Source organism: Mucilaginibacter sp. McL0603 (genome assembly GCF_049992945.1).
In the GTDB taxonomy this organism is placed as follows: domain Bacteria; phylum Bacteroidota; class Bacteroidia; order Sphingobacteriales; family Sphingobacteriaceae; genus Mucilaginibacter.
Map to the genome: position 1 here is coordinate 288,665 of NZ_CP188251.1, position 24,375 is coordinate 313,039.

Here is a 24,375-nt window from a genome sequence, read left to right on the forward strand (position 1 = left end):
AAATCAACTATTTAACTCAATCAACCAAAGAAACTAATCTTCCGCCGTATCGCCATTACCATTATAGGCACCTTTGCGAATAATGGGCATGCCTTCCAGCTTGAAAAGATCGTCCAAATGTAGTAAGCTTCCGTTAACCAAGTTGCCGAGCAATACAATTGTTACGTCATTTTTTAGATCGCGCACAAAAATATGCCTGAAACCGTGCCACCAGCCGGTGTGATAAACCACCATTTGACCGGGAGCTTCAAAAAGTCTCCATCCATAGCCGTAGTTAAAATGTCCCCGTATCATTGGGTTGCGGGGAGTATATGCAGAATCTTGAGTAGCGGGTTTGATCAGCATACCTGCTCTTAATGCCTGGTCGAACAGGTAAAGATCGCCTACAGTGCTGTAGACACCTTTGTCGCCTACTGGTCCGTCCAAAAAATTAGGAGCTACAGAATATCTCCAGCTGTTACGGTCGTGGCCAATCACATCAGCCGGGATCTTATCATAAACAGCTTTTGAGTAAACTGCTGTATGGGACATGCCGGCGGGTTTAAAAATATTTTCTTTCACATAATCAGCATAGCTCATGCCGCTCACTTTTTCTATGATTGAACCCAATACCATAAAATTGGAGTTATTATACAAAAAGCGTTTATCGGGCTTATTGAATGGCGTAGGCTTGTATTGGGCGATCATGTCCATCGCTTCGGCATTGGTAAGGCCCTTGCGTTGGTTGCGATGCTCCTTGCGATAAATATCATCAATAAAATATACATAGTTCATCATTCCCGAGCGATGTGTTAGCAATAGTTTGATAGTAACACCATCATAAGGGAAGTTTGGGAAAAAGTCTTTTACATCCTGGTTCAATTTGAGTTTACCGCGCTCCATTAGTTGCATAATTGCGGTGGAGGTCATGGTTTTGGTAACCGATGCTAACTGGAATTGTGAGTTGATCTTCAGGCTGTCACGTGTAAGGTGATTGGCCCAGCCCAGGGCGTTCTCATATATTATTTTACCATGTTTGGCTACCAGTATATTACCATTAAAGGCACTTTTTTCGTGTAATTTATGAAAGAATTGATCTATCCGCTTATCCGCATCCTTTGGATCATACTTTAAAAGCGCGGCAGGATCAAAGGGTTTGCTACTATATTTTGGACTTGCGGCAGAGGCAGTATTTGTTGGGCTGGTTTTATTGTTGTTTCCGCAGGACATTAGCAAAAGCAATGGTGCGGAAATTATCAGGAGTTTTTTTATCACTAATCTCATATCTTATTCTAAATCACTTGAAGAAACGCGAAAATTGGAAAATATATACCGTCATGGAATTAAAGTTTTACACATTTCGTTCTTTTAGTTAACAACGTTTACATATTTTTAGTACATGAACTTTTTTCACAAGACCCTATTTATTGTCGCCATAGGCAGCATTTCATTTTCGGCCAGGGCACAGGACAATAGCCCGGTTCCTGATCTGATCAAACAAGGTGTGCAGCTTAACGATCAGGGCAATTATGCCGGTGCGATAGAGAAATACAATGAAGCACTAAAAATAGATCCTGATAACAGTCAGGCATGTTACCAAATGGCCTTCTCTCTATTTGCATCGGGAAAAGGCAACGAAGCGGTTTCATACATTGAAAAGGCCATAAAGGCTAGCACTAATCCGTCTTTAATCGCCTCATCTTATGATCTTTTGGGCAGTATATATGATCAGGATCATAAAAGCGCTCAAGCAATAGAAGCCTATAAAAAAGGGATAGCAGTAAATCCTAAATATCAGCGCCTGTATTATAATTTGGGAATAGCCCAATTCAGAAATAAACAATATGCCGAGGCTGAGGCAAGTGCAATCGAGGCGATCAAACTCGATCCAAAACATGCCAGCAGTCAGCGGATGTATGCATTGGTAACCTTTCATCAAAACAAGCGGGTTAATGCCTTAATGGGGTTTTGTAATTTTTTGATACTGGAACCGCAGGGTCCGCGCTCGGCCGAGGCTTATAATAACATCCAGCATATTTTACAGGGCGGTGTACTTAAGGACGCCAGTGGCCGGAATACGATTATAATATCTCCAAAAGGTGACCAGGATAATGAAACGTTGAATTTGAGTATCTCCATGATTGTTTTATCGGCCCAGAAAAAAAAGCTGGCAGGAATGGAGCTGTTAGAATATGAATTTAAACACATATTTATGATAGCCGGAGAGTTAACTGAAAAGAAAACCGATAAAAGCTTTTTTGACAAGTTTTATGTTGATTATTTCTATAAGCTGGCCCAAACCAATAATATGCCCGCGTTTACACGGCTGGTTAGTGCAAGTGCCAATAATGATGAATACAACAAATGGATGAGCGATAATGATCAACTGGTAAAAGAATTGAATAATTGGGTAGCGACAAGGCAGAGAGATTTTTAAGATTTGATAAATCTTATTAGTTTTAATGCATGAAACCTTATCACAAATTATCACTTATTATTTTATTCTTATTTATCGGAACAAAAGTCTTTTCACAAATCAATGGTGATGCGAAAAGACTTGTCAAAGAAGGTGTAGCTTTAAACGACTCTGGTAAATATGATGAAGCTATTGACAAATATAACCAAGCTATAAAAATCGATTCCAGATACGAAAGTGCATATTACGAAATGGGATTTACTCTTTTTAGCTCTGGAAAGGGAAAAGAGGCGATTCCTTACCTTATCAAGGTAGTTGCATTAAATCCTCAATCAGCTGGCGCGTTTGATTTGCTTGGAAGTATTTATGATGACCTTAAAGACCCCGATAAAGCTATAGACTATTTTAAACAAGGTATAAAAGCGGATAGCAGCTATCAACGATTGCATTTTAACCTGGCTATCACCTACTACAGACAGGGGAAATTTACAGATGCTGAAGTTTCTGCAATTAATGCCATTAAACTTGATCCGAAACATGCCAGTAGCCAAAGGGTATATGCAATGGCTACCTATAAGGAGGGTAAACGAGCCTGCTCATTATTGGGCTGGAATAGCTTTTTACTACTGGAGCCCCGGAGCAAAAGATCAGCCGAAGCTTTAGCTTATATTAAAAATATATTGAACTATGGCATCACAAAAACCGGCGAAAAAAGTATAACGGTTAATGTTCCTTCTACTGATTTGAATTCAATAAATTTAGGTATGCAAATGGCAGTTGTAACTGCATGTGATAATAAAAAGAATATAAGCCCTGCTGATTCTTTGACACTTCAATTAACGTCAGTTTTTCAGATAATTGGCGAGCAATCGGATAAATTGGAAACCCCGTTCTTTTCAAATTATTATGCAAAATATTTCCAAAAGCTGTCGATTTCAAAAAGCATGCCTGCATTTGTCCGTTATATTAGTTTAAGTATGTATAAAGACGAAAATACAGCTTGGTTTAAGAGGCACGATGATGAACTTAAAGATCTGGAAAAATGGGTCTCATTAACAAAAAGGGGCTTTTAAATAATGGGGGATCAAAATATTTCTATCGGGGAAAGGCTCAAATACTATCGCAAACTTGTCGATAATCATCCCGAAGCCGTGCTAAAGGTTCCTTATACGTCTTTGAATGGCAATATGTACAGCTATTTATCCAAAGGGGGTTTTTTGGCACTTCGGTTAGGGAAAGATGACCGGGAAGCTTTTCTTGAAAAATATAAGACTTCCTTGGTATATGCTTATGGCATTATCCAAAAGGAATATGTAACCGTGCCGGATAGCCTTTTGCAGAATATTGATGAGATGAAATATTTTTTTGATTTGAGTTATCAGTATGCGAGCTCATTAAAGCTGAAGCCAACTACTAAAGGGAAGAAAAAAGATTAATATTGTACACGCGTTCTAACTTAAACCTTAACTATTACATGAACAAAAAACTACTTCTGGAATTTATTCCTTTAATACTCTTTGTAATGTTCGGAATATTTACATTTTTCAAAATCCCTTACATGGGAATAATCACTTCGCTTAGCGGAATGTTGCTTGCAATGCTTTATTTCTACGGAGCATTTTGGCTATTTGCCGAAACCACGGCACCGACTGTGAGCCGAGTAGTCGCAGGGCTTGCATTTAGTTTAACTATTATCAGCTGCATATTTTGCTTGTTTCACTGGCCGTATTGGAAATTTTATGGAATTATTAGTTATAGCGTGTTAGGAATAGTGCTAATTTTATGCCTGGTCAATTACAAATCAGCTGCTTACAAACCCTTATTATACCGATGTATTTTATTTCTTGTTGTTCTTTCTTTGATATATAGCTATAGACTATTTTTGGCCTGAAAACAACAATAATATTACTATTCCCATTCCCCTACTTCATATAAAACCCTAACTTTGCCCGCAAAATAATTCATTACAAACAGCATGAGTTTCAGAACTGAACACGATACCATGGGCGAGGTACAAGTGCCTGCCGATAAATACTGGGGAGCACAAACCGAACGTTCACGTAATAATTTTAAAATTGGTCCGGAGGCATCTATGCCGAAGGAGATCATTGCTGCTTTTGCTTATCTGAAAAAGGCTGCTGCATATACCAATACTGACCTGGGCGTTTTACCTGCCGAAAAGCGCGATCTTATTGCACTGGTTTGCGATGAGATATTAGCCGGCAAACTTTCTACTGAATTTCCGCTGGTGATCTGGCAAACAGGTTCGGGCACGCAATCTAACATGAATGTGAATGAGGTAGTTGCCAACCGTTCTCATGTATTGAAAGGTAGCAAACTGGGCGAAGGAACAACTTTTATCCACCCAAATGATGATGTGAACAAATCGCAGTCATCAAATGATACCTACCCTACTGCCATGCATATCGCCGCCTATAAAATGGTGATGGATGTTACTATACCGGGCATTGAGAAATTGCGCGATACACTGAAAGCTAAATCAGAGGCTTTTAAAGGAGTGGTTAAGATCGGTCGTACCCATTTGATGGATGCTACGCCGCTTACTTTGGGGCAGGAATTTTCGGGCTACGTATCACAATTGGATCATGGCTTAAAAGCATTAAGAAATACATTGGATCACCTGTCAGAATTGGCACTGGGTGGTACAGCTGTTGGTACAGGTATCAACACACCGAAAGGATATGATGTTAAAGTGGCTGAATACATCGCCAAATTCACTAACCTGCCTTTCCGTACTGCTGAAAATAAGTTTGAGGCTTTGGCTGCGCATGATGCTATTGTGGAGAGCCACGGTGCATTAAAACAGATTGCAGTATCATTAATGAAAATAGCTAACGATATCCGTATGTTGGCTTCGGGCCCGCGTTCGGGTATTGGCGAGATACATATTCCGGATAATGAGCCGGGGTCATCTATTATGCCGGGTAAGGTTAATCCAACCCAAAACGAAGCAGTGACCATGGTGGCTGCACAGGTAATGGGTAATGATGTTACTATTTCTATCGGCGGCTCCAACGGCCATTACGAACTAAATGTGTTCAAGCCGGTAATGGCAGCCAACTTTTTGCAATCGGCACGTCTAATTGGGGATGCCTGCATGTCATTTAATGATCATTGCGCCAAAGGTATCGAGCCGAATTATGAGGGCATCAAAAAGCATCTGGAAAACTCATTGATGCTGGTAACTGCACTTAACCCGCATATCGGTTATGAAAAAGCTGCAAAAATTGCCAAGACGGCCCTTAAAGAGAACTCTTCACTACGCGAGGCTGCTATCAGTTTAGGTTATTTGACCAATGAGCAGTTTGACCAATGGGTTCGTCCGGAAGACATGATCGGAAGTTTGAAATAAAAGGCCATTCAATAATTTTGTCATTCTGAACGATAGTGAAGAATCTTCTGTAACATACAGAGCGGAGATGCATGACGAAGAAGATGTTTCGCTATCGCTCAACATGACAATAAGTACTAAAATATTCGATGCAAAAACCTTTCGGCTTTCACCTTTTAGCTTTCACCTTATTAGTGGTCTTCGGCCTGGCATCATGTAAACCCAATCCTAATATGCAGGGTAAGGGTGAAGTGTATTTGCAAGGTGAGTGGCGGCAGGATTCCGTTTCAAATGAGAAGCAATTGCTGCAATATTCTATTTATCATTTCAGGTTTAGCTGTGATTCTTTTTTTCTGCAGATCAACTCATTCAGCAAAGTAAATAATGGCGCTGATACCTGTATGCGGTCGGGCCATTGGTCTGAATATGTAAGGGGCAGCTACCAGCAGATGAGTGATACGCTACACATGAGGGGACAGTTTTGCAATGCTGATTATACTCTTAAACAAGAAGGCGGTTGTTTCCGCTCGGGCATTTATGAAGAGTTGTTCCTGGTCAGCAAAAAAACGGATTCGCTTATTCAATTTTCAAGTACATCCAGCGTTATACCCATTAATGCACATTTAACTAAACATACTACCTGTAACCCAAAACCATTGTAATATGAAACTGAACTTATTAAAAAAACTGGTCCTTGGCATTGCTATTATTTATGCTCCGCTGCAATCTATGGCATGGGGGACCGAAGGTCACCGTGTGGCCGGACAAATTGCCGACAGTTATTTAACGCCAAAAGCTCGCGCGGCCATAAAAGCCATATTAGGTAACGAAACTATTGCCATCAGCAGCAACTGGGCCGATTTTATAAAATCTGATCCAAATTTTAGCTATTTGTCAAGCTGGCATTATATCGATCTGGATAAAAGCTATACTTATCCTGAACTAAAAGAATACTTAGACCAGGACACCAAAGTGGATGCGTATACCAAGCTGAATTTTCTGATAGGCGAATTAAAAAAGAAAGACCTGAGCAAAGAGAATAAATTGCTTTACCTGCGTATGCTGATCCACATTGTGGAGGATGTACACCAGCCTTTGCACGTTGGTCATACTGATGATAAGGGTGGTAATGATATTAAACTAACCTGGTTTAACAATCCAACTAATCTGCACTCGGTTTGGGATTCGCAGATAATAGAATTTCAGCAATTAAGTTATACAGAGTATACAACCTGGATTAATCATACAACAGCTGCTGAACGCGCCAAATGGCAGAAAGCACCTATCAGCGAATGGCTTTTTGAATCGAGCCAGATAGCCGGAAAAATATACGACGAAGTAAAGAACGGCGATTCACTGAGTGGTTACAAATACAATTTCAACCACATCGAGACGGTTAATCAACAGCTGTTAAAAGCAGGTGTCCGCCTGGCGGGGATTTTGAATCAGATATTCGGTTGATTGAGTTTATTAAGTTAAGTGGTTGATTAAGTTATGGAACGATTGAAATAACTTAATCAACCCAATCAACCACTCACTAAATCAACTCAAATGAAGATTCTAATGGTTTGCCTGGGCAATATTTGCCGTTCACCGCTGGCGGAGGGTATTATGCAGAACCTTGCTGATGAGAATGGCCTGGATTGGCAGATCGATTCGGCCGGGACAGGAAACTGGCATGTGGGTGAAGGACCGGACAGGCGGTCGACCCGCGCGGCACGTAATCATGGTATCGATATCAGTAAACAAGTATGCAGGCAATTCAGAAGAAGTGACTTTCATGAGTTTGACCACATACTGGTGATGGACAAAAATAACCGCTCGGATGTATTGGCTATGGCGCCTGATGCGCAGGCTGCTGCTAAAGTAAAACTGTTGTTGGGCGATAAGGAGGTACCTGATCCCTATTATGACGATACTTTGTTTGAGCCGGTGTTTCAATTGATAGAGAAGGGGTGTAAGGAGATAATCAGGGTTCTACGAGAAAAGCAGTAGTCAATATTTATTATGATTCTATTTGATAAGAAATGCCAATTGAATATGGACAGAATACTTGTTGAAGTAGATGACATATCTGCCAAGACAGAAGATGATTTTTGGCAATTCTTAGAGAAAATTGGTAAAAAGGCCGAAAGTAACGGGCTTACTGAAGAACAGTTGGATAAGTTACTAAATGAAGAATAGACACTTTTTATACTACCTGATCTACCTTTTCAACCTGAAATAAGCCAACTCCTTCCCTTCTTTCATAAAATTATTTTCGCGCACCAGTCCGGCTTTTTCTAATACTTTTTGCGATCCGATATTCCCTAATGTAGTTATTCCTACAATTTCTTTTGCATCGGTGTGGGTTAATGCGTAACCAACCATAATGGTGGCCATTTCGCTGGCTAGGCCCTTACCCCAGTATTTTTTGTGCATTGCGTAGCCCAGTTCTACTTTGCCCTCCTCATCCTCGTAGTTTCTAAGCAAACAGAAGCCCATAAAATCATCATCAACGTTATTGAATATGCCCCAGCGACCTAATGCCTTATTTTCTGCATAATCATCCAAAACTTGTTTGAATATTTTGATGTGCTCTTGCCTGGTCCTGTATGGGAGGTGTTGTGTAACCTGTTCATCATCGAATAGCGCCATGTACGCATCTTCTTCTTCGGCTGTAAAATTTCGGATTACGAAATCTGGGGTCTGGGCGATAATGTGCATGAAGCAAATTTATATTATTTGTCTGAACCATGATTTTATGGATTAAAGGATTTACATGATTTTTAATACATTCGGCCGATAGCCATAAAATTTATCAAATCGTGTTACCTTTGCGGCTATGGCATCCATCAAACCATCTGTCCCTAAAGGCACACGCGACTTTTCACCGGCCGAAATGGCTAAACGCAACTATATTTTTGATACCATTAAAGGTGTTTTCCGCAAATATGGTTATCAACAGATCGAGACGCCTTCGATGGAGAATTTGAGTACTTTGATGGGTAAATATGGGGATGAGGGGGATAAGTTGATATTTAAGATAATTGATTCAGGTGACTTTACTATTTCTACGAGAAAACGAATCATAGACACTTTAGATATATTATTGGGAATCCAGCAGGCAGAGAGTAAAGAGAAACGTGATTCTACTATCATGACTATGAATGAAGCTGCTGGTATGTGGAATTTTGATATTGAAAAAGCAAAGCAGCAAATACTTGATTTAATTGCTCCCAATACATTAGCTACCGAGATTTCCGAAAAAGCCCTCCGCTATGATCTCACCGTTCCTTTCGCCCGCTACGTAGTAATGCACCAGAACGAGATCACATTCCCGTTCAAACGTTTCCAGGTGCAGCCGGTTTGGCGTGCTGATAGGCCACAGCGTGGGCGTTACCGCGAGTTTTATCAGTGTGATGCGGATGTGGTAGGCTCTGATTCTTTACTCAACGAGGCCGAATTTGTAATGATCTATGATGAGGCTTTAGGCAAATTGGGCTTAAAAGACTTCACAATAAAAATTAATAATAGAAAAATACTATCTGGGATAGCTGAAACTATAGATAAAAACGATAACATCATTGATCTGACTGTCGCTATTGATAAATTGGATAAAATCGGGCTTGACGGAGTGATAAAAGAACTATTGGAAAGAGGCTTTACACAGGCAGATATTGAGAAAATAAAGCCTGTTATACTACTGCAGGGCTCTAATGAGGAAAAACTGGCCAGTCTGCGTGTGGCATTAAAAATTTCAGAGATAGGATTAAAAGGCTGCGATGAGATACAAACCGTTTTAGATTACATCGCTAAGTGTAAACTTAAAACTGCCAAACTGGAACTGGATATTACTTTAGCCCGCGGATTGAACTACTATACCGGCGCTATTTTCGAAGTGAAGACGAACGAAGTAGCTATGGGCAGCATCGGAGGTGGCGGCAGGTATGATGATCTTACAGGCATGTTTGGGTTGAAGGGCCTTACTGGTGTTGGTATATCCTTTGGTGCTGACCGCATCTATGATGTACTGGACGAGCTTAACCTTTTCCCGACAGCAACTAACCAAAGTACGCAAGTACTTATTTGCTGCTTTGATAAAGAGGGCGAAACTTATGCGCTCCCCCTGTTACAACAATTGCGGGATAAAAATATCAATACAGAATTATACCCTGCTGGTGCCAAGATCAAGAAACAAATGGAGTATGCTAATAACAAGCAGATCCCTTATACTATTGTGATCGGTAGTGATGAGATGCAAAGCGGGTTGTTATCCTTTAAGGATATGACAAGTGGTTTGCAGGAGAAATTGAATGCGGACGAGATCGTTAGTCGGTTAAAAAAATAATGTCATTGCGAGGAGCGTGGCAGTTGGCGTGGAAGGGCGACGAAGCAATCCCATACTATACAGAGCAAAAATGCATAGTTCGCGATTGCTTCTTCACCGCTCCGGCCGTTCATCGCAATGACAGGTTTTTTAGGTAGAGACGCGACGTGCATCGCGTCTCTATGGGGGGAATGAATAATTATCCGTTAGTCTTTGTGTGCGGTGACAAATCAAACGGCACAATTACCTTAAAGCTGATATTGCGGCCCATGTTAAAGATACCGGGTTGCACACCTGGCGGCACGGTTGGGTTATCAAAATATTTCAACCGGCTCATGTTCGACTGGTAATTTACATTACCCAGGTTAGTACCCTCAATAAATATTTTCAGGATAGGATTTCCTGCAGCATTAACGATGTTGCCGCCTATCCCTGCACTTATCAAATTATATCCTGCAGTATATGTTTCTGTACCATAAGCAGAGAAATAATGATCCTGCGCAGAATAATGATCAAACCCCGCAAAGGCATAAGTATTTCTGAAAATACCGAACCCTTTGGCGAAAGTTCCGCGTAATTCAGAATGGGTATGCAGTGGTGGTATAAATGGCAGATATTTCAAACTGTCAGGGACTTTACCACCCGTGCCCAGATTGGTGCCATAAGTCAGGCTCAATGAGTTCTCGAAATGCAGCCATGAAAGAGGGTGAATATCTAAGTTAAACTCGCCGCCGTTGATGCGGGCTTTGCTTTGAACGTAAGTAAACTTACTATATTGGCCATTGGGATTAGACGAACCATCAGGATTAACACGCTCGGGGTTGCCATTTGCATTCAGTATTTGCTCCTGGAAAATATAGTTCTGTATGTTATTACTATAAAGTTCGACACTGGCTGAAACATTAGGCAGGGTCAAAAAAGCACCAACGTCTGCCTGTACGTTAAATTCGGGCTTAAAATTACTGTTACCTACATGGTATATCTGCGAACCCGGATCAGCACCGTTGGCAGATAATTCTGCTATACTTGGGGCCCTGAAACCGCGTGCAATGTTACCCTTTAGCAGGAAAGCATCAGTGAAATTGTAAGTTGCACCAAAACTTCCTGTAGCGCCTGTGAACGTTTTATTCAATGCGCTAAATTGTTGAACTACATTTGGTGCTGTAGTTGGGTTTGCCCCGGTATAAAGCGATGGGTAAAATGCTTTGGAAGTATCAAGATAAGCTGCCTGTCCGCTAAATGAGCGGCTGTCATAACGGGCGCCACCTTCCAGATCTAATTTTCCAAAAGTCTTTTTTATGATGAAGAACGGCCCAATATCAAACTGATGATAGGCAGGTATCGGGAAATCGGTAGCATCACCTATAGTATTATTTTGGTATTGCCCGTTTACACCAACCGTAGTTTCAAAATCGTTACCCAAAATATAATTATACTTTATATCGTAAGTATAAGTACTTAGATGCAGGTTCAGTCCGGCAATATCAGGTTCGGTTGGATGGGTATATTCACGCCTGTGGCTAAATTCGTAACCCAGGTTCACTATCAGGTTGCCGTTGCCTAAGATGAAGTTACTGTTATCATAAATACGGTAAAGCTGAACATGCTGGTGCAGTGGTGTAATGCTGTATGAGTTTAAAACTGACTCAGGTACAATAGGCCGATAAGTATCCGCATCACTGATCTGTTGTGTGAATTTACGCGTCAAAGAATCACGGCTGCCATCGGGTATTTCCTGTTCGTCATCAAAAACAGAGGCATTCAGATAAGAATAACCCCATGATTTATTTAAACCAACCATTACCCGTGCATCCTTCTCCTGGAAACCGGTTCCGTATACCCTGCCATCATGCTCGTTTTGATAATCTTTAGCTTCTTTGGCTGATATAATAGTTCCCCATACCAAGCCATTATTATTGCCTTGTAAGCGGAAAGAGCTGCTTAACAAATTATTATTTGTACCATAATTGCCCGAAAACGAGCCTAGTATTTTACCCTCAGGAACAGGTGTTGGCGAAAGCAGGTTAACCACACCGCCAATAGCATCAGACCCATAACTTAAACTCGCAGGACCTTTGATCACTTCAACACGGTCGATGGAATTTTGGTCCACCTCTATCCCGTGTTCATCACCCCATTGCTGACCTTCCTGGCGTATACCATCCTGTAAAGTGACTACCCTGTTGTAACCTAAACCATGTATGAAAGGTTTGGAAACATTTGGTCCGGTGGTAACGGCACTGATGCCCGGCAGGTTAGCAATTTCGTCAATCACATTTGTGGAAGCTGAATGCTGGTCTATATAAGTTTTGCTTATGGCCGCCATGGGCACGGGGTCTCTTTTTATCTCGGTGGCTTTGCTTACCCCAGTGATAACTACTTCGGCAGCTTCAATTGATGAGGCCTGTAACTGGACATTTAATTGCGTGGTTTTTGAAAAATCAACTCTTTGATTAAATGTTCCATAACCAATAAAACTAACCTGCACCAGGTAAATCCCTTTTGGTAACTGGTTGATAATGTATTTTCCATTAGCATCGGATACAGTGCCTTTACGTAGATCGGGAACAGATATAGTGGCACCGGGTATTGGCTTACCATCGGCTTTATCGGTAATTGTACCTGTTAATGTGCTGATCACATCTTCAGCATCGGTTTTATGTCTGATTGCGGCATTTGAGAACGACGCGAAATTTATAAATAGTAAGGAAAAGCAAAATAGCTTCAATTTCATAATAATAATTTTAAGATCTAATAATACCGCCGGTAACAGCAGTTGTTAATTGGAAGAGGTCACTTATTTATTATGAAAGTGGGGGAGCGCGCCCGGAAGCGAGAACAAGGGCAATGCTGATAAAATCATATTTACCCTGTTTGTAGAAATGATCTGAAGAAACCAGCGGAATAAAATAATGATGCGCAGAAATAGTCATGCTGTTGTGATGCATAACATCGCACAACTGACACTTTTCTGTTACCGTTTGCTGGTTTTGGGCTGTTTGATGGGTATGGTATTTTATCAAATGCTGGTGAGCAGATACCATCACCTGTCCTGCCACAAAGCAGATCAGAACAATCCAGGTGTAAATGATATGTCGTTTACTCTTTTTCAAACAGCTTTATTGAGATCGGACAATAATTATGCCTTGCTGCAAAAATAGTCAAACACAATTATAAAACGCCATCCCATCGTAACAATATCGTTGTATTGCATATTTAGCAGATTCTTTTAATTGCCGGCGCAATGTATCTTTGGCGAATGAAACCTGCTGAAATTAATTTGAAATGGGCCGCACTGCAAAAACAAATATCAACCGATTTTGATACCGACACACCCGATATAAAAGTGATGCTGTTTTTGATTGGAGTGCAGGAGTTGGGGCAAGGGCCAAAAAAATTCAGCAAACGCCAAAAGGAAGAGTTAATGCATATTGCTACCTGTAAATTGTTCAGCCAAATGGGCTTTTACGAGCTGGAAGGTCTTGATCAGGACGGCTGGCCGCATTGGAAGCTGGTACAAACCATACCCAATTATACTTTGCTGGAACAGGAAATGGTGATGAAATCCCTTATCATTAATTATTTTGAGAATATGTAGGTGTAGCACAATACTCACCTGCGCATTTTATAAATACGAAAAATTTAGAAAAAAGCTAATTCAATTTAAAAGTATGAAAAGACTATTTACAATCGCATTCTTATTACTCACTGTTACTGCCTTTGCCAAAGGGCCTAAAAATCAATACGTAAGGATAAAAACCAGTTATGGCGAATGTATCATCCGGCTATATAATGAAACCCCGCAGCATAGGGATAACTTTATTAAGCTGGCCAAAAAGGGATTTTACAATGGAACACTATTTCACAGAGTGATCCAGAATTTTATGATACAGGGTGGTGATCCGGATTCAAAAGATCCTAAAAAAGCAACTCCGGGTGCTGAGTTAGGTAATGGAGATGTTGGTTATACTGTTCCGGCTGAATTTAAGGATAGCATTTTTCATAAGCGCGGAGTATTGGCCGCAGCAAGAGATGATAATCCGAAGAAAGCATCCAGCGGTTGCCAGTTTTATATTGTCGAGGGTAAACGTTACACCGAAGGCAAACTGGATACGCTGGAAAAAGCAGAAAGAATGCATGGCCATAAGTTCCCTGCATGGCAAAGGGAATGGTACGAAACCGTTGGAGGAACTCCGCAACTGGATCAGAGCTATACTGTGTACGGAGAGGTAATAACAGGTTTAGATATGGTAGACCGTATTGCTGCGGTTAAGAAGGATGAGCGTGACCGCCCGGTTGCAGATGTGCCGATGACTGTGGAGCTGCTGAGTAAAAGTGAATGCAAGGAATTGGATAAATTGCTGGGATTAGAACAATAAATTTCCTTAAATAATAACGAACATCGAACACCGAATTTTGAATGATGAAATAATTCATAAAACATTTTACTTCGACATTCGATATTCAAAATTCATTATTCGATATTCAACACAAATGAAGATCATCACCTATAACGTTAATGGAATACGTTCTGCAATCAACAAAAACTGGCTGGCCTGGCTACAAGCTACTGATGCCGACGTGGTTTGCCTGCAGGAAATAAAAGCCACCCCGGATGTATTGACCGACTTAGGTTTGGTTGATGCAATGGGCTACCAGCATTACTGGTTCCCGGCTGAAAAGAAGGGCTATAGCGGAACGGCCATCTTCACCAAACAACTACCAAAGCATGTTGAATACGGTTGCGGAATAGCCGATTTTGACAGGGAAGGAAGATGCATCCGGGTTGATTTTGATGAGGTATCGGTAATGAGCGTTTATTTCCCCTCAGGTTCAAGTGGTGATGACCGGCAGATATTTAAATATCGCTTTCTGGATGAGTTTGGCAAATACCTTACCCTGCTAAAAGTGGACTATCCAAAATTGGTAGTATGCGGAGATTATAATATTTGTCACCGCCCTATTGATATCCATAACCCTAAATCAAATGCCAATTCATCCGGCTTCCTGCCCGAAGAGCGCGAGTGGATGGAGAACTTTATTGAGTCGGGCTTTATAGATACTTTCAGGCATCTTAACAAAGAACCACATAACTATACCTGGTGGAGTTTCCGCGCAAACTCACGCGCCAAGAACCTGGGCTGGCGTATTGATTATACGATGGCAAGTAAAGAATTGGAAGAAAATATTAAAAGGGCAGCGATTTTACCGGAAGCAAAGCATTCGGACCATTGCCCTGTTTTGTTGGAATTGGAGTTTTAGCCAAAGAATTGACAACTTTCTAAAAGTTGTCAATTCTAAAACAAGTTATTCTTCTTTGATTAACCCTTTTATCTGTTCTGCTAACTCGGGTGTGACAGAAAGCCCATGAACGATCTTTGCATGTTCGGCGGCCTGGGTTAAAATTTCTTCGTCTGTTTCTGCATGAATTACGGCCTCGCAATCAAAACCGGCATCTGCGCAATGTAATGTCTTCATAATTTTGCCTGATTTTTAAGTTTAATAATTATTTATAAGACAAAATTATAAACTGCTAAATATCAGAACGGTATCAAATGATACACAAGCAAAAAATATTTTCAGGAAACTAACTCTATATGCCCGCGGAATAGTTTGATTTTATTCTGATGCTCATAATCTTTCAGAATCCGGGATATTACTACTCTTGTGGTACCTAACTCGTCAGCCAGTTGCTGGTGTGAAAGATTTATACACTTTCCGTTTTCCTTACTTGCAGCTTCTTTCAAATATTCCATAACGCGTGTATCAATATTTTCAAACGCCACGCCCTGGAATGAGTTGATCAACTGATCGTACCTGGTCCTGAACATCTGCATTACGTACCTGTTCCATGATGGGTATTTTAATTGCCACTGGTCGATCAGGCTGGCTGGAAATATTAATACTTCCGTGGGCTCAGTCACCACACCATGCGAAGTGCTTTTATTATTAAAATAAGCAGCGGCAAGCGACATGGTACAGGTCTCCTCTGCCCTTACATAATAAAGCAATATCTCCCTGTTCTCACTTTGTTGAAAAACCCTGATGGCTCCTTTAAGTACGATAGGAAGAAATTTTACATATTGCCCGTCGCGAACAATGATATCGCCCTTTTTAAATGAAAGTAATTGTCCGTGCTGCAGTAATTCTTCCTTAAATCCCGGCTCGGTAAAGAAAGGTAGTTTTTTCAGAAGATCGGCTGTGTTTGTCATAATGGATCAAACGACTAACTATCATTGATCTAATTTACAATTAATTACATAAAAAAAGCTCCTGGAAACAGGAGCTTTTGTGCTTTTGTTAGTTTTATTGCTAATTATGCTTTTACGCGCTCTACATATGCACCCGTAGCAGTATCTACCTTCACTTTATCACCAATGTTGATGAACAGAGGAACTTTAATTTCAGCACCGGTTTCAACGGTTGCATTTTTTAATGCACCGCTTGAGGTATTACCGGCCACAGCAGGCTCGGTATAAGTGATCTCTAATTCGGCAGAACCTGGTATTTGTCCCATTATAGGCTCGTCGCTTTCAAAAGCTACAATCACATTCATGCCTTCTTTTAAAAACTTAACAGCACTTCCAAACAATATTTTTGGAACATTATGTTGCTCATAAGTGGTATTGTCCATAATTACCAGGTCGTTACCGTCTTCATACAGGTATTGATAATCATTAGTCTCCACACGTGCTATAGTTACATCTTCGTCAGTACGAAAACGGTATTCAACCAGTTTGCCTGTTTTTACATTACGCATACGTGCCTGGTAAAAAGCACGAAGGTTTCCGGGTGTACGGTGCAAAAACTCCTCTACCTGCAATAATTCGCCATTAAAGCGAAGGATATTGCCATTCTTTATTTCTGATGCTTTAGACATAAAAATTTTATTGAGGCGCAAACTTAGCCACTTACAAGCAAAGAAACAAGAACACGATTAAAGGAATGATTGATTTACAGGTTATTGTTAGTCGGGAAGTCCGCTTAAGTCCGCAAGTCCGTAAGTTTTTTTTCTTACTTTCCGACTTCCGGACTTCCCGACTTTTGGTCTCAACCAAATAACTACCTTTGCAGCATGGTGGATGTGATATTAAAAAAAGGTAAAGAAAAAGCGGTTCTTCAGCGTCACCCCTGGTTATTTTCAGGTGCTATTGAAAAAGTGAAAGGTAAGCCAGTCAATGGAGAGATAGTAAGATTGCTAAACGATAAAGGCGCTTTTATGGCCTATGGTTTTTATAACGACCAATCACGCGTGGCCTTGCGTTTGCTTGAATGGGACGAAAGCGTTGAAATTAATGAAGATTGGTTCCGTAGGAAAGTAGCAGTAGCAGTGGCAAGTCGCAGTAGTTTATTGGAAGATGGTAAAACAAATACCTGCCGACTTATTTTTAGCGAAGCGGATTACCTGCCGGGATTGATAGTGGACAAATATGCTGATTACTTGGCTGTGCAAATACTTACCTCGGGTATCGAAAAGATGATGCCTGTAATTATTGATGAGCTGCAAAAACTCTTACAGCCTAAGGGTATTTTTGATAAGAGCGATGCCTCGTCACGCGCTCACGAGGGTTTGGAGACCATCAACCAGGTATTGGCCGGTGAGCATCCGCCCGAAATAGTAAAAGTGCTGGAGAATAATGTTACCTATGGCATCAACATCGCCGAAGGACAAAAATCCGGGTTTTATTGCGATCAACGCGATAACCGGCTGATCACTGCTTTGCATGCAAAAGACAAAAAGCTACTGGACTGCTTTAGCTATACAGGTGGCTTTACATTAAATGCTTTAAAAAATGGCGCATCGTCAGTAACCAGTGTGGATAGTTCGGCATTGGCAATTGAAACATTGAAAGAAAACATTCAATTAAACAAGCTGGATGCATCTAAACATACCGCCATTCAATCAGATGTAAACAAACAACTGCGGGCATTACGCGAGCAGGGTGAAAAATTTGATATCGTCGTGCTTGATCCACCCAAATATGCCCCATCGCGTTCTGCGTTGGATAAAGCATCACGGGCTTATAAGGACTTGAACCGTATGGGTATGTTGCTGCTCAATAGCGGCGGTTTGCTGGCTACTTTTTCCTGCTCGGGCGCGATGGATATTGACAATTTTAAACAGGTACTGGCTTGGGCCGCACTGGATGCGGGTAAGGAAGTACAGTTTATTTACCAGTTTTGTCAACCCGAGGATCATCCGGTTAGGGCATCTTTTCCGGAAGGGGAGTATCTGAAAGGATTACTTTGCCGCGTTTATTAGCGGTAAAAGAATCAGGAGTAAAAACCAAGAATCAGGAAACGCCGGTCAAAAAATGTAAGACAAATGGAGTCTGATTTTATTCTTCCTGTCTCGACTCCTGATTCTATAATCTTGGTTCTTAATAAAGCTACTCTATTTTCACGCTCTGGTAAGTGCTGTTGATGGTGATCTTATTGTTGGAGTTACTATTACCCATATAGCCCCTGTAGCTTTTGGTTGGATGGAAACCTTTTGAATCATCAGGTGATTTGCTGGTTACTTTAAGCCGGTTATCATCATAATTAAAGCTGCCATACCTAACGGTTATATCAAAATCAAAGCTCTCATCACCCCGCAGACCGATGTTTACGCTGGAATATTTTCCGTTGATATCTAAACTTTTTAATCCTTTGCTGATCTCGTTGATCTTTATCCCACCTCCATATTTCGCATTAATACTGCCCGATGTGGTGAGTTTACCTATATCAATAGGCGCATAGGATACATTTGCCTCTAATCTGCCTACATTACCCAATTTTAATGAGCCATAACCCAGGTTGATACTTCCACCAGCTAATTCCTCAATATTCACTTCATAATAGCGAACATTAAACTCGTTTGAAGTATTAGTGAGTGCTTTTGCAGTTAATGAACCATAAGAATTATCAATGCTTACTTTACCGCTCAGGCTTGGTAACACGACAGCGCCGTATTTGTTACTCAAAGATAGTGACATAGTAGACGGCATATAGACGGTATAATTCACCTCTACTTTATGATGGTCATTCATATTATTGAATAAATTATTCCATATCGAGCTTGATCCGTTGCCAAAATTGGTACTGAAAGATACTACATCGCCGCTTTTATTATCAGATATGCTGATAGCATCGATCATTTTCTGGGCAGTCTCATTATCACTGGCATCTCCCTTAATTTGCACATCAACCTTTACCTCATTCTTGTTCCAGGTGTTCACGTTTACACGGCCATATTTATTTGAAATCTCTAATCGGTCATTGGCGTCAACAGAATAACTTTTACTGTAAGTTTTTATCTTTTCCTCTGCACTGCCGCTCTGTATAATCATGACTTCACCATCACTATCATTATCGCCAATGCTGACAGTAACACTGTGCACAATATTATTTACGTTTGATGATATAATAGAGCCCAGCCTCTCTAAATGCATGCCGTTGATGCTGGCATTCAGATCATCACCCAGATTGTCCAGGGCCATTTCAAGGTGTTTGGTTTTCACCTTCACTTTCATGCTTTTATTAAAAGCTTTACTATCGTAAACGTTTGTACCGGCTGTATCAGGCTCATCCTGTGCAAATCCTGGTTTAGCCAGGATCAGCATAGCGGCGATAAATAATACCGGTTTATATATTTTTAGTGTCATTGGTTTGCTCCTGTTTGGTTTGTTTAAGCTGCTCTATCACTTCTAATTGCTGATTAAGCACCTCGGTTTGTATCTGAAGGTTACGTATCATGGCCCGTAGAACGCGTTCCTGGTTGGGACTGTTAACCAGGTCACGATTAAGCCTTTTATAGGTCGAATCCATTTGTGCTATTTCAGCGCTGAACTCTTTATATAATTCAGGGTCTGATTTGGATATCGATTTTAATTCTTTTCTTTTTGATTGAACCATTGAGGTATACTGTATCCGTTGTTTGGCATATACCGGGTTAATGGCTGCATAATTAACGCGATCATTTCTTTCGTTATGCAGATATATAGCGAAACTGATACCCATTATCACAACTATCGAAGCTGCCACCCGCAAAACGAAGCTAAGCGAAAATGTTTTTGCTTCGCGCTTATTTATAGCCGAACCTTCTGCAGGCAGATGTTTCTCAATTTTTGACCACAGATCTGCTGACGGTTCAAGGTCATCAAACTCTTCCTTATTCATTTTAATGAAATCTTCTAATCTCTTGCTCATGGTGTTATCCCCTTTTTTGTTAAAATCTCATACAACTTTCTTTTAGCCCTCAAAAATTGTGTTCTCGAAGTGTTTTCTGAGATGTTTAATATTTGTCCTATTTCTTCATGGTCATACCCTTCAAGCAGGTATAACGATATTACTAACCGGTAGCCATCCGGTAATTCCTTTATGGCTTCTTTTACCTGGACCACTTTATATTGGATTTCTTCATCGCTTTCACTTTCCTCATCCGCAATATTCTCCAATTGGTCCTCTCCCAGCTCAACCAGTTCTAGTTTACGTTTGCGCAACAAATTAATTGCCCGGTGAACAACGATTTGTTTCAGCCATAAACCAAAGGTGGTTTCCTGACGGAAATCCTTTACACGGTTAAAGGCATCCAAAAAGGCTTCCTGTAATACATCTTCGGCTTCGTCAATACTGCCCACTATCCGGAAGGCGACGTTTAGCATCGCTTTCGAATACAAACGGTAAAGCTCGAAGCAGGCTTTTTTACTGCCACGCTTACACTCGACCACAAGGTCATAATGTTTATCAATGTATACGGATTCCAAATTTTCAGCTTTCAAATTATATGACGCGCTGTTTTTTTGAACGTTGCACGAAACCTTAAATTAAGGTAAAGAAATTGTTGGGATTAAGGAAGTCGGAAGACAGAGGCCTGAAATCGGAGTTTTGATTTTAAGATTAATTTTCCGACTTTCGACTTCCGACTTCCGACTTCAAAAAATTATCAATAGCCTTCACCGCGCTATCATACCTTTCCTGCCCGGTGCCGGATATCAATACATAATTAGAATTAAGTGCATTCAATTCCTTATACCATACATCCATAAAATGTTCGCGGTCATTAGGGAAATCGCGTAGGGGATCATCCTCCCAGGGCAGGTCGATGCTAAGCAGCAGGTAAAGATCGTATGGATGTTTAGGTAACTCGTCCAAAACTTCCTGTGGTGAGCGGCCAAAGGTATGATCGCTCCATATTTTTACAGTGATGAAGGTAGTATCACAGATCAGCAGCTTATTGGCTTTGGGAAGATATTCTTCTTCGAGCGCTATTTGTCCGTAAAACATGTTGATCTCATCCTGCCAGGTGGGCGGCTCGGTTAGCTTTTCGCAATACTCCCGAGCATATTCAGGCACCCAAACGGTATTATAGTGATCAGCAAGATAAGCAGACATGGTTGATTTACCTGTTGATTCGGGACCTACTATGGCGATTTTGATTATTTCGGATTTTTCGCCTTGGTTTGTTTTTTCAAGGTGCTCAAGAGGGCTTTGCCGTTTCGGATTTTCGATTTCGGAATTTGGCATTTTGAAATTGTTTTAGTTGTTACCTGGCATAAATAAATTCGAAATTGAACATCCGAAATTCGATATCACGTTAATTGTTTTTTATATTCTTTTTTCCAGTCAATATAACCAAACACTGCTATTGCTACATAAATAGCATACATTACGGCAGTCAAATCTAAATGCTTGAAAATATAAACGCCTACGTAAATAATATCTACAAATACCCATATCAGCCAGTTCTCTAAAACCTTGCGGGCTAAAAATACCTGTGCCACGAGGCTGCATGCTGTACAAAAGCTATCCAAATAAGGATATGATGCCGGAGTATATTTTAAAACGGAACCCAGAAAAACAGTGAAAATTACAATTGCTATTACAGATAAAATAATTTCCTTTTTGGTGATACACAAAACCGGGATTTTCTTTTCAGTGGCGGGTTTATGGCTCCAATAATACCAGCCATAAATATTCATTCCCATAAAATAGAATTGGAGACCCATATCTGCATACAAGCGACTATTAAAGAAAATAAAAATGTATATGCCTACGCTGATAATAGCAAATGGCCAGTTCCAGATGTTGTTTCTTGCAGCCAGGTAAACGCAGAGCAAGCCTGTGATAACACCAATAATTTCGAGCCATGTTTGATGTTGCCACCAATCTTGCAAGGCATGGATGATTTGCATGGGGCCAAATATAAGTAGAGACGCAATACCTTGCGTCTCTACAATTGTCATTAAAGATTCTGATTTACCAGATCTTTACCCTTTTATCCGGTTCGAGCCACATTTTATCGCCCTTTTTAATGTTGAAGGCTTTATAAAACTCAGGCACATCACTAAACGGTCCGTTTACGCGCAAAAAGCCGGGTGCATGTACATCAGTCAATATTTGATTAGCTAATACCTCGTCGCGTTCGTGTCCCAACCAACCCAGGGAGTAGCCTAAAAAGAAACGTTGCAGAGGCGTAAGGCCATTGATCTTTTTCCCCTCTTTATATTGCTGTGTTTTTTTGAAAGCATCCAATCCTAAAACAATACCGCCCAGATCGGCAATGTTTTCGCCAAGTGTAGCTTTACCATTTACATGCAGGCTGTCCAACACAACATAACTGTTAAACTGATCAACCAGCATTTGTGCACGCTGAGCAAATTTTACCGAATCCTGTGGAGTCCACCAGGTTTTTAAATTTCCATGCACGTCGTATTGACGGCCCTCATCATCAAACCCATGGGTTATTTCGTGACCGATAGTTGATGCAGCCACATAGCCATAAGCTACAGCATCATCTACCTCTTCATCCTTTATACCCGGTATCAGAAACTGCGCTGCAGGCAGCGTGATCTCATTATTTGATGGACTGTAATTGGCGTTATAAGTTTGCGGCGACATGTTCCATTCTTTATGATCTACCGGCTTACCCAATTTATTTACGTTGACCATATACGCCCAATGCCTTGCGCTCATCACATTACCCGCGTAAGATTCGCGACTAATAACCAATGCTGAAAAATCCTTCCACTGATCAGGATATCCAACTTTCGGATGTATGGCATTTAATTTTTCAAGCGCCTTTTGTTTAGTTTCGGGGCTCATCCAGTCCAGTTTCTGAATATGCTCGCGATAGGATTCACGGATGGCCTCTACCATGGCTACATATCTTTCCTTGCTCTTTTCAGAAAAATATTCTTTAACAAATAACTGCCCGAGTAATTCACCCATCAGGCCATTTTCATTATCTAATACTCTTTTCCAACGTGGCAATTGCTCTTTTTGCCCGCGCATCACCTTACCAGCGAAACGGAAATTCTCTTCAACAACTGCATTATTTAAATAAGGCGCATAAGAACCGATCAGCTTAAAACGCAGGTATGCTTTCCAATCATCAATTGAAAAAGTACTTAGCGCTTTATTTACTGCCTTATAATATTCAGGCTGACCAACTATAACAGAATCAACAGATGCATATTGCAATTGCTTAAACAAGCCATTCCACTCAATATCCGGTGTCAGGCTGTTTAATTCAGCAACAGGCATTTTGTGATAATTGCTGTACGGATCGCGCAGATCTTCCAGTTTGCGGCTATTCTCCGCCAGGAATTTTTCGATATTATAAACACTTTTTGCTTCGTCAGCAGCTTTTTGATCGTCCAACCCGGATAACGCCAGCATAGCTGGCAGATATTTACCGGTATAATCATTACGTATACGGGTGGTACGGGCATCAGTTTTAAAGTAATAATCCCGGTTTGGCAGTCCCAGGCCCGTTTGACCAAGCTGCACCATCATCTTAGAGCTGTTTTTATCATCCTGATCCACGCGGGAGCCAATGATATTGCGTGTCCCGGTTGAAGTTAACAAAGCTGCAGCATTCAGGATGTCGTTTTTGTCCTTTATCTGATCGATCAGTTTTAATTGGCTCTGTAACGGAGCTAAACCAGATTTTTCGATGCCAGCGCTATCAAGACCGCTATAATAAAAGTCGCCGATCTTTTGCGTAGCCGATCCAGCGGTAGCATTTGCCTTTAATGCATCTTCGTTGATCTTTTTTAGCCTTTCGCGTATTTCTTCTTGTACCACATTACCAATGCCCCAGCTGGAATAGGCAGGCGGAATAGGGTTCTTTTTTATCCAACCTCCATTTGCATACATAAAAAAATCCGCTCCGGGACTTACAGATTGGTCCAGGTTGTTATAGACCGGGTCATTTGGCTTATCAGTAAATTTTTTGGTTTGATAAGCACATAATGAAAAAGCTGCAAACACAGCCATATAGATAAGTGAGTTTTTGTTTGTTTTTTTCATGAACAAGCTATTTGCAACAAACTT

Annotated in this window: 26 protein-coding genes; 14 read left to right on the forward strand and 12 right to left on the reverse strand. The window is 40.8% G+C overall.

Annotated features, from left to right (window positions below; translation table 11 throughout):
- Positions 1-33: 33 nt before the first annotated feature.
- Positions 34-1,263, reverse strand: a complete 1,230-nt coding sequence (locus tag ACPPVU_RS01425) for a serine hydrolase domain-containing protein (RefSeq protein ID WP_426669905.1) — start codon at positions 1,261-1,263, stop codon at positions 34-36.
- Between the two features lie 115 nt (positions 1,264-1,378).
- On the opposite strand from ACPPVU_RS01425, the gene ACPPVU_RS01430 reads away from it, so the two are divergent.
- The 8 genes from ACPPVU_RS01430 to ACPPVU_RS01465 all read left to right on the forward strand — a co-directional run bounded on the left by ACPPVU_RS01430 (position 1,379) and on the right by ACPPVU_RS01465 (position 7,931).
- Complete coding sequence (locus ACPPVU_RS01430) at positions 1,379-2,416, forward strand: tetratricopeptide repeat protein (RefSeq protein WP_426669906.1); 1,038 nt, start codon at positions 1,379-1,381, stop codon at positions 2,414-2,416.
- Between the two features lie 29 nt (positions 2,417-2,445).
- Entirely contained in the window at positions 2,446-3,468 is a 1,023-nt protein-coding gene (locus tag ACPPVU_RS01435; RefSeq protein WP_426669907.1) for a tetratricopeptide repeat protein, read from the forward strand.
- 3 nt (positions 3,469-3,471) lie between these two features.
- Positions 3,472-3,831, forward strand: a complete 360-nt coding sequence (locus tag ACPPVU_RS01440) for a hypothetical protein (protein ID WP_426669908.1) — start codon at positions 3,472-3,474, stop codon at positions 3,829-3,831.
- A gap of 539 nt (positions 3,832-4,370) precedes the next feature.
- Positions 4,371-5,768 carry a class II fumarate hydratase gene (gene fumC, locus ACPPVU_RS01445; RefSeq protein ID WP_426669909.1) on the forward strand — a complete coding sequence of 466 codons (1,398 nt, stop codon included), beginning with the start codon at positions 4,371-4,373 and terminating at the stop codon, positions 5,766-5,768.
- Positions 5,769-5,896: 128 nt separating this feature from the next.
- A complete protein-coding gene (locus tag ACPPVU_RS01450) occupies positions 5,897-6,409 on the forward strand; it encodes a fumarate hydratase (protein ID WP_426669910.1) in 513 nt (170 codons plus the stop codon).
- 1 nt (position 6,410) lies between these two features.
- Entirely contained in the window at positions 6,411-7,208 is a 798-nt protein-coding gene (locus tag ACPPVU_RS01455; protein WP_426669911.1) for a S1/P1 nuclease, read from the forward strand.
- A gap of 90 nt (positions 7,209-7,298) precedes the next feature.
- The gene (locus ACPPVU_RS01460) at positions 7,299-7,742 is read left to right on the forward strand and encodes a low molecular weight protein-tyrosine-phosphatase (RefSeq protein ID WP_426669912.1); all 444 of its coding nucleotides are present in this window, start codon (positions 7,299-7,301) and stop codon (positions 7,740-7,742) included.
- A gap of 45 nt (positions 7,743-7,787) precedes the next feature.
- A complete protein-coding gene (locus ACPPVU_RS01465) occupies positions 7,788-7,931 on the forward strand; it encodes a hypothetical protein (RefSeq protein ID WP_426669913.1) in 144 nt (47 codons plus the stop codon).
- A gap of 21 nt (positions 7,932-7,952) precedes the next feature.
- On the opposite strand, the gene ACPPVU_RS01470 is transcribed toward ACPPVU_RS01465, so the two are convergent.
- Positions 7,953-8,453 carry a GNAT family N-acetyltransferase gene (locus tag ACPPVU_RS01470; protein WP_426669914.1) on the reverse strand — a complete coding sequence of 167 codons (501 nt, stop codon included), beginning with the start codon at positions 8,451-8,453 and terminating at the stop codon, positions 7,953-7,955.
- A 118-nt stretch (positions 8,454-8,571) separates the two neighbouring features.
- Here ACPPVU_RS01470 and hisS point away from each other — a divergent pair, with 118 nt between their 5' ends.
- Complete coding sequence (gene hisS / locus ACPPVU_RS01475) at positions 8,572-10,077, forward strand: histidine--tRNA ligase (protein ID WP_426669915.1); 1,506 nt, start codon at positions 8,572-8,574, stop codon at positions 10,075-10,077.
- 178 nt (positions 10,078-10,255) lie between these two features.
- Here hisS and ACPPVU_RS01480 read toward each other — a convergent pair whose 3' ends face one another.
- Positions 10,256-12,790, reverse strand: a complete 2,535-nt coding sequence (locus ACPPVU_RS01480) for a TonB-dependent receptor (RefSeq protein ID WP_426669916.1) — start codon at positions 12,788-12,790, stop codon at positions 10,256-10,258.
- A 178-nt stretch (positions 12,791-12,968) separates the two neighbouring features.
- Between ACPPVU_RS01480 and ACPPVU_RS01485 the strand changes: the two genes are divergently transcribed.
- The 4 genes from ACPPVU_RS01485 (at position 12,969) to ACPPVU_RS01500 (ending at position 15,318) form a co-directional block, all read left to right on the forward strand.
- On the forward strand, positions 12,969-13,217 hold the full coding sequence (locus ACPPVU_RS01485) for a hypothetical protein (protein ID WP_426669917.1): 249 nt from the start codon (positions 12,969-12,971) through the stop codon (positions 13,215-13,217).
- 98 nt (positions 13,218-13,315) lie between these two features.
- Positions 13,316-13,654, forward strand: a complete 339-nt coding sequence (locus tag ACPPVU_RS01490; RefSeq protein ID WP_426669918.1) for a hypothetical protein — start codon at positions 13,316-13,318, stop codon at positions 13,652-13,654.
- A gap of 73 nt (positions 13,655-13,727) precedes the next feature.
- Positions 13,728-14,435, forward strand: a complete 708-nt coding sequence (locus ACPPVU_RS01495) for a peptidylprolyl isomerase (RefSeq protein WP_426669919.1) — start codon at positions 13,728-13,730, stop codon at positions 14,433-14,435.
- A 115-nt stretch (positions 14,436-14,550) separates the two neighbouring features.
- Positions 14,551-15,318 carry an exodeoxyribonuclease III gene (locus ACPPVU_RS01500; protein WP_426669920.1) on the forward strand — a complete coding sequence of 256 codons (768 nt, stop codon included), beginning with the start codon at positions 14,551-14,553 and terminating at the stop codon, positions 15,316-15,318.
- 45 nt (positions 15,319-15,363) lie between these two features.
- Here ACPPVU_RS01500 and ACPPVU_RS01505 read toward each other — a convergent pair whose 3' ends face one another.
- From ACPPVU_RS01505 to efp, 3 genes are all read right to left on the reverse strand, one after another.
- Complete coding sequence (locus tag ACPPVU_RS01505) at positions 15,364-15,534, reverse strand: DUF1059 domain-containing protein (protein WP_426669921.1); 171 nt, start codon at positions 15,532-15,534, stop codon at positions 15,364-15,366.
- Between the two features lie 101 nt (positions 15,535-15,635).
- Positions 15,636-16,268 carry a Crp/Fnr family transcriptional regulator gene (locus ACPPVU_RS01510; RefSeq protein WP_426669922.1) on the reverse strand — a complete coding sequence of 211 codons (633 nt, stop codon included), beginning with the start codon at positions 16,266-16,268 and terminating at the stop codon, positions 15,636-15,638.
- Between the two features lie 104 nt (positions 16,269-16,372).
- The gene (efp, locus tag ACPPVU_RS01515) at positions 16,373-16,936 is read right to left on the reverse strand and encodes an elongation factor P (protein WP_426669923.1); all 564 of its coding nucleotides are present in this window, start codon (positions 16,934-16,936) and stop codon (positions 16,373-16,375) included.
- A gap of 195 nt (positions 16,937-17,131) precedes the next feature.
- On the opposite strand from efp, the gene ACPPVU_RS01520 reads away from it, so the two are divergent.
- The gene (locus tag ACPPVU_RS01520; protein ID WP_426669924.1) at positions 17,132-18,319 is read left to right on the forward strand and encodes a class I SAM-dependent rRNA methyltransferase; all 1,188 of its coding nucleotides are present in this window, start codon (positions 17,132-17,134) and stop codon (positions 18,317-18,319) included.
- Positions 18,320-18,446: 127 nt separating this feature from the next.
- Here ACPPVU_RS01520 and ACPPVU_RS01525 read toward each other — a convergent pair whose 3' ends face one another.
- The 6 genes from ACPPVU_RS01525 to ACPPVU_RS01550 form a co-directional block, all read right to left on the reverse strand.
- Complete coding sequence (locus ACPPVU_RS01525) at positions 18,447-19,703, reverse strand: hypothetical protein (RefSeq protein WP_426669925.1); 1,257 nt, start codon at positions 19,701-19,703, stop codon at positions 18,447-18,449.
- Positions 19,684-20,247 (reverse strand): hypothetical protein, encoded by a 564-nt coding sequence (locus ACPPVU_RS01530; protein ID WP_426669926.1) that lies wholly within the window; start codon positions 20,245-20,247, stop codon positions 19,684-19,686. The genes ACPPVU_RS01525 and ACPPVU_RS01530 overlap by 20 nt, the downstream gene beginning before the upstream one ends.
- Positions 20,244-20,819: an RNA polymerase sigma factor gene (locus ACPPVU_RS01535; RefSeq protein ID WP_426669927.1), complete on the reverse strand. Its 576-nt coding sequence runs from the start codon at positions 20,817-20,819 to the stop codon at positions 20,244-20,246. The genes ACPPVU_RS01530 and ACPPVU_RS01535 overlap by 4 nt, the downstream gene beginning before the upstream one ends.
- Before the next feature lie 118 nt (positions 20,820-20,937).
- Complete coding sequence (locus ACPPVU_RS01540; protein WP_426669928.1) at positions 20,938-21,564, reverse strand: AAA family ATPase; 627 nt, start codon at positions 21,562-21,564, stop codon at positions 20,938-20,940.
- A 65-nt stretch (positions 21,565-21,629) separates the two neighbouring features.
- Positions 21,630-22,283 carry a nicotinamide riboside transporter PnuC gene (gene pnuC / locus ACPPVU_RS01545; RefSeq protein WP_426669929.1) on the reverse strand — a complete coding sequence of 218 codons (654 nt, stop codon included), beginning with the start codon at positions 22,281-22,283 and terminating at the stop codon, positions 21,630-21,632.
- A gap of 13 nt (positions 22,284-22,296) precedes the next feature.
- Complete coding sequence (locus ACPPVU_RS01550; RefSeq protein ID WP_426669930.1) at positions 22,297-24,351, reverse strand: M13 family metallopeptidase; 2,055 nt, start codon at positions 24,349-24,351, stop codon at positions 22,297-22,299.
- Between the last annotated feature and the right edge of the window lie 24 nt (positions 24,352-24,375).

Coding starts and splice junctions, on each gene's coding strand:
- ACPPVU_RS01520 (WP_426669924.1), top strand. CDS start 17,132: ATGGTGGATGTGATATTAAAAAAAGGTAAAGAAAAAGCGGTTCTTCAG.
- ACPPVU_RS01485 (WP_426669917.1), top strand. CDS start 12,969: ATGATGCGCAGAAATAGTCATGCTGTTGTGATGCATAACATCGCACAA.
- ACPPVU_RS01505 (WP_426669921.1), bottom strand. CDS start 15,534: ATGAAGACATTACATTGCGCAGATGCCGGTTTTGATTGCGAGGCCGTA.
- ACPPVU_RS01460 (WP_426669912.1), top strand. CDS start 7,299: ATGAAGATTCTAATGGTTTGCCTGGGCAATATTTGCCGTTCACCGCTG.
- pnuC (WP_426669929.1), bottom strand. CDS start 22,283: ATGACAATTGTAGAGACGCAAGGTATTGCGTCTCTACTTATATTTGGC.
- ACPPVU_RS01465 (WP_426669913.1), top strand. CDS start 7,788: ATGGACAGAATACTTGTTGAAGTAGATGACATATCTGCCAAGACAGAA.
- fumC (WP_426669909.1), top strand. CDS start 4,371: ATGAGTTTCAGAACTGAACACGATACCATGGGCGAGGTACAAGTGCCT.
- ACPPVU_RS01480 (WP_426669916.1), bottom strand. CDS start 12,790: ATGAAATTGAAGCTATTTTGCTTTTCCTTACTATTTATAAATTTCGCG.
- efp (WP_426669923.1), bottom strand. CDS start 16,936: ATGTCTAAAGCATCAGAAATAAAGAATGGCAATATCCTTCGCTTTAAT.
- ACPPVU_RS01525 (WP_426669925.1), bottom strand. CDS start 19,703: ATGACACTAAAAATATATAAACCGGTATTATTTATCGCCGCTATGCTG.
- ACPPVU_RS01455 (WP_426669911.1), top strand. CDS start 6,411: ATGAAACTGAACTTATTAAAAAAACTGGTCCTTGGCATTGCTATTATT.
- ACPPVU_RS01425 (WP_426669905.1), bottom strand. CDS start 1,263: ATGAGATTAGTGATAAAAAAACTCCTGATAATTTCCGCACCATTGCTT.
- ACPPVU_RS01530 (WP_426669926.1), bottom strand. CDS start 20,247: ATGAGCAAGAGATTAGAAGATTTCATTAAAATGAATAAGGAAGAGTTT.
- ACPPVU_RS01450 (WP_426669910.1), top strand. CDS start 5,897: ATGCAAAAACCTTTCGGCTTTCACCTTTTAGCTTTCACCTTATTAGTG.
- ACPPVU_RS01470 (WP_426669914.1), bottom strand. CDS start 8,453: ATGCACATTATCGCCCAGACCCCAGATTTCGTAATCCGAAATTTTACA.
- ACPPVU_RS01435 (WP_426669907.1), top strand. CDS start 2,446: ATGAAACCTTATCACAAATTATCACTTATTATTTTATTCTTATTTATC.
- ACPPVU_RS01440 (WP_426669908.1), top strand. CDS start 3,472: ATGGGGGATCAAAATATTTCTATCGGGGAAAGGCTCAAATACTATCGC.
- ACPPVU_RS01510 (WP_426669922.1), bottom strand. CDS start 16,268: ATGACAAACACAGCCGATCTTCTGAAAAAACTACCTTTCTTTACCGAG.
- ACPPVU_RS01430 (WP_426669906.1), top strand. CDS start 1,379: ATGAACTTTTTTCACAAGACCCTATTTATTGTCGCCATAGGCAGCATT.
- ACPPVU_RS01490 (WP_426669918.1), top strand. CDS start 13,316: ATGAAACCTGCTGAAATTAATTTGAAATGGGCCGCACTGCAAAAACAA.
- ACPPVU_RS01550 (WP_426669930.1), bottom strand. CDS start 24,351: ATGAAAAAAACAAACAAAAACTCACTTATCTATATGGCTGTGTTTGCA.
- ACPPVU_RS01500 (WP_426669920.1), top strand. CDS start 14,551: ATGAAGATCATCACCTATAACGTTAATGGAATACGTTCTGCAATCAAC.
- ACPPVU_RS01495 (WP_426669919.1), top strand. CDS start 13,728: ATGAAAAGACTATTTACAATCGCATTCTTATTACTCACTGTTACTGCC.
- hisS (WP_426669915.1), top strand. CDS start 8,572: ATGGCATCCATCAAACCATCTGTCCCTAAAGGCACACGCGACTTTTCA.
- ACPPVU_RS01540 (WP_426669928.1), bottom strand. CDS start 21,564: ATGCCAAATTCCGAAATCGAAAATCCGAAACGGCAAAGCCCTCTTGAG.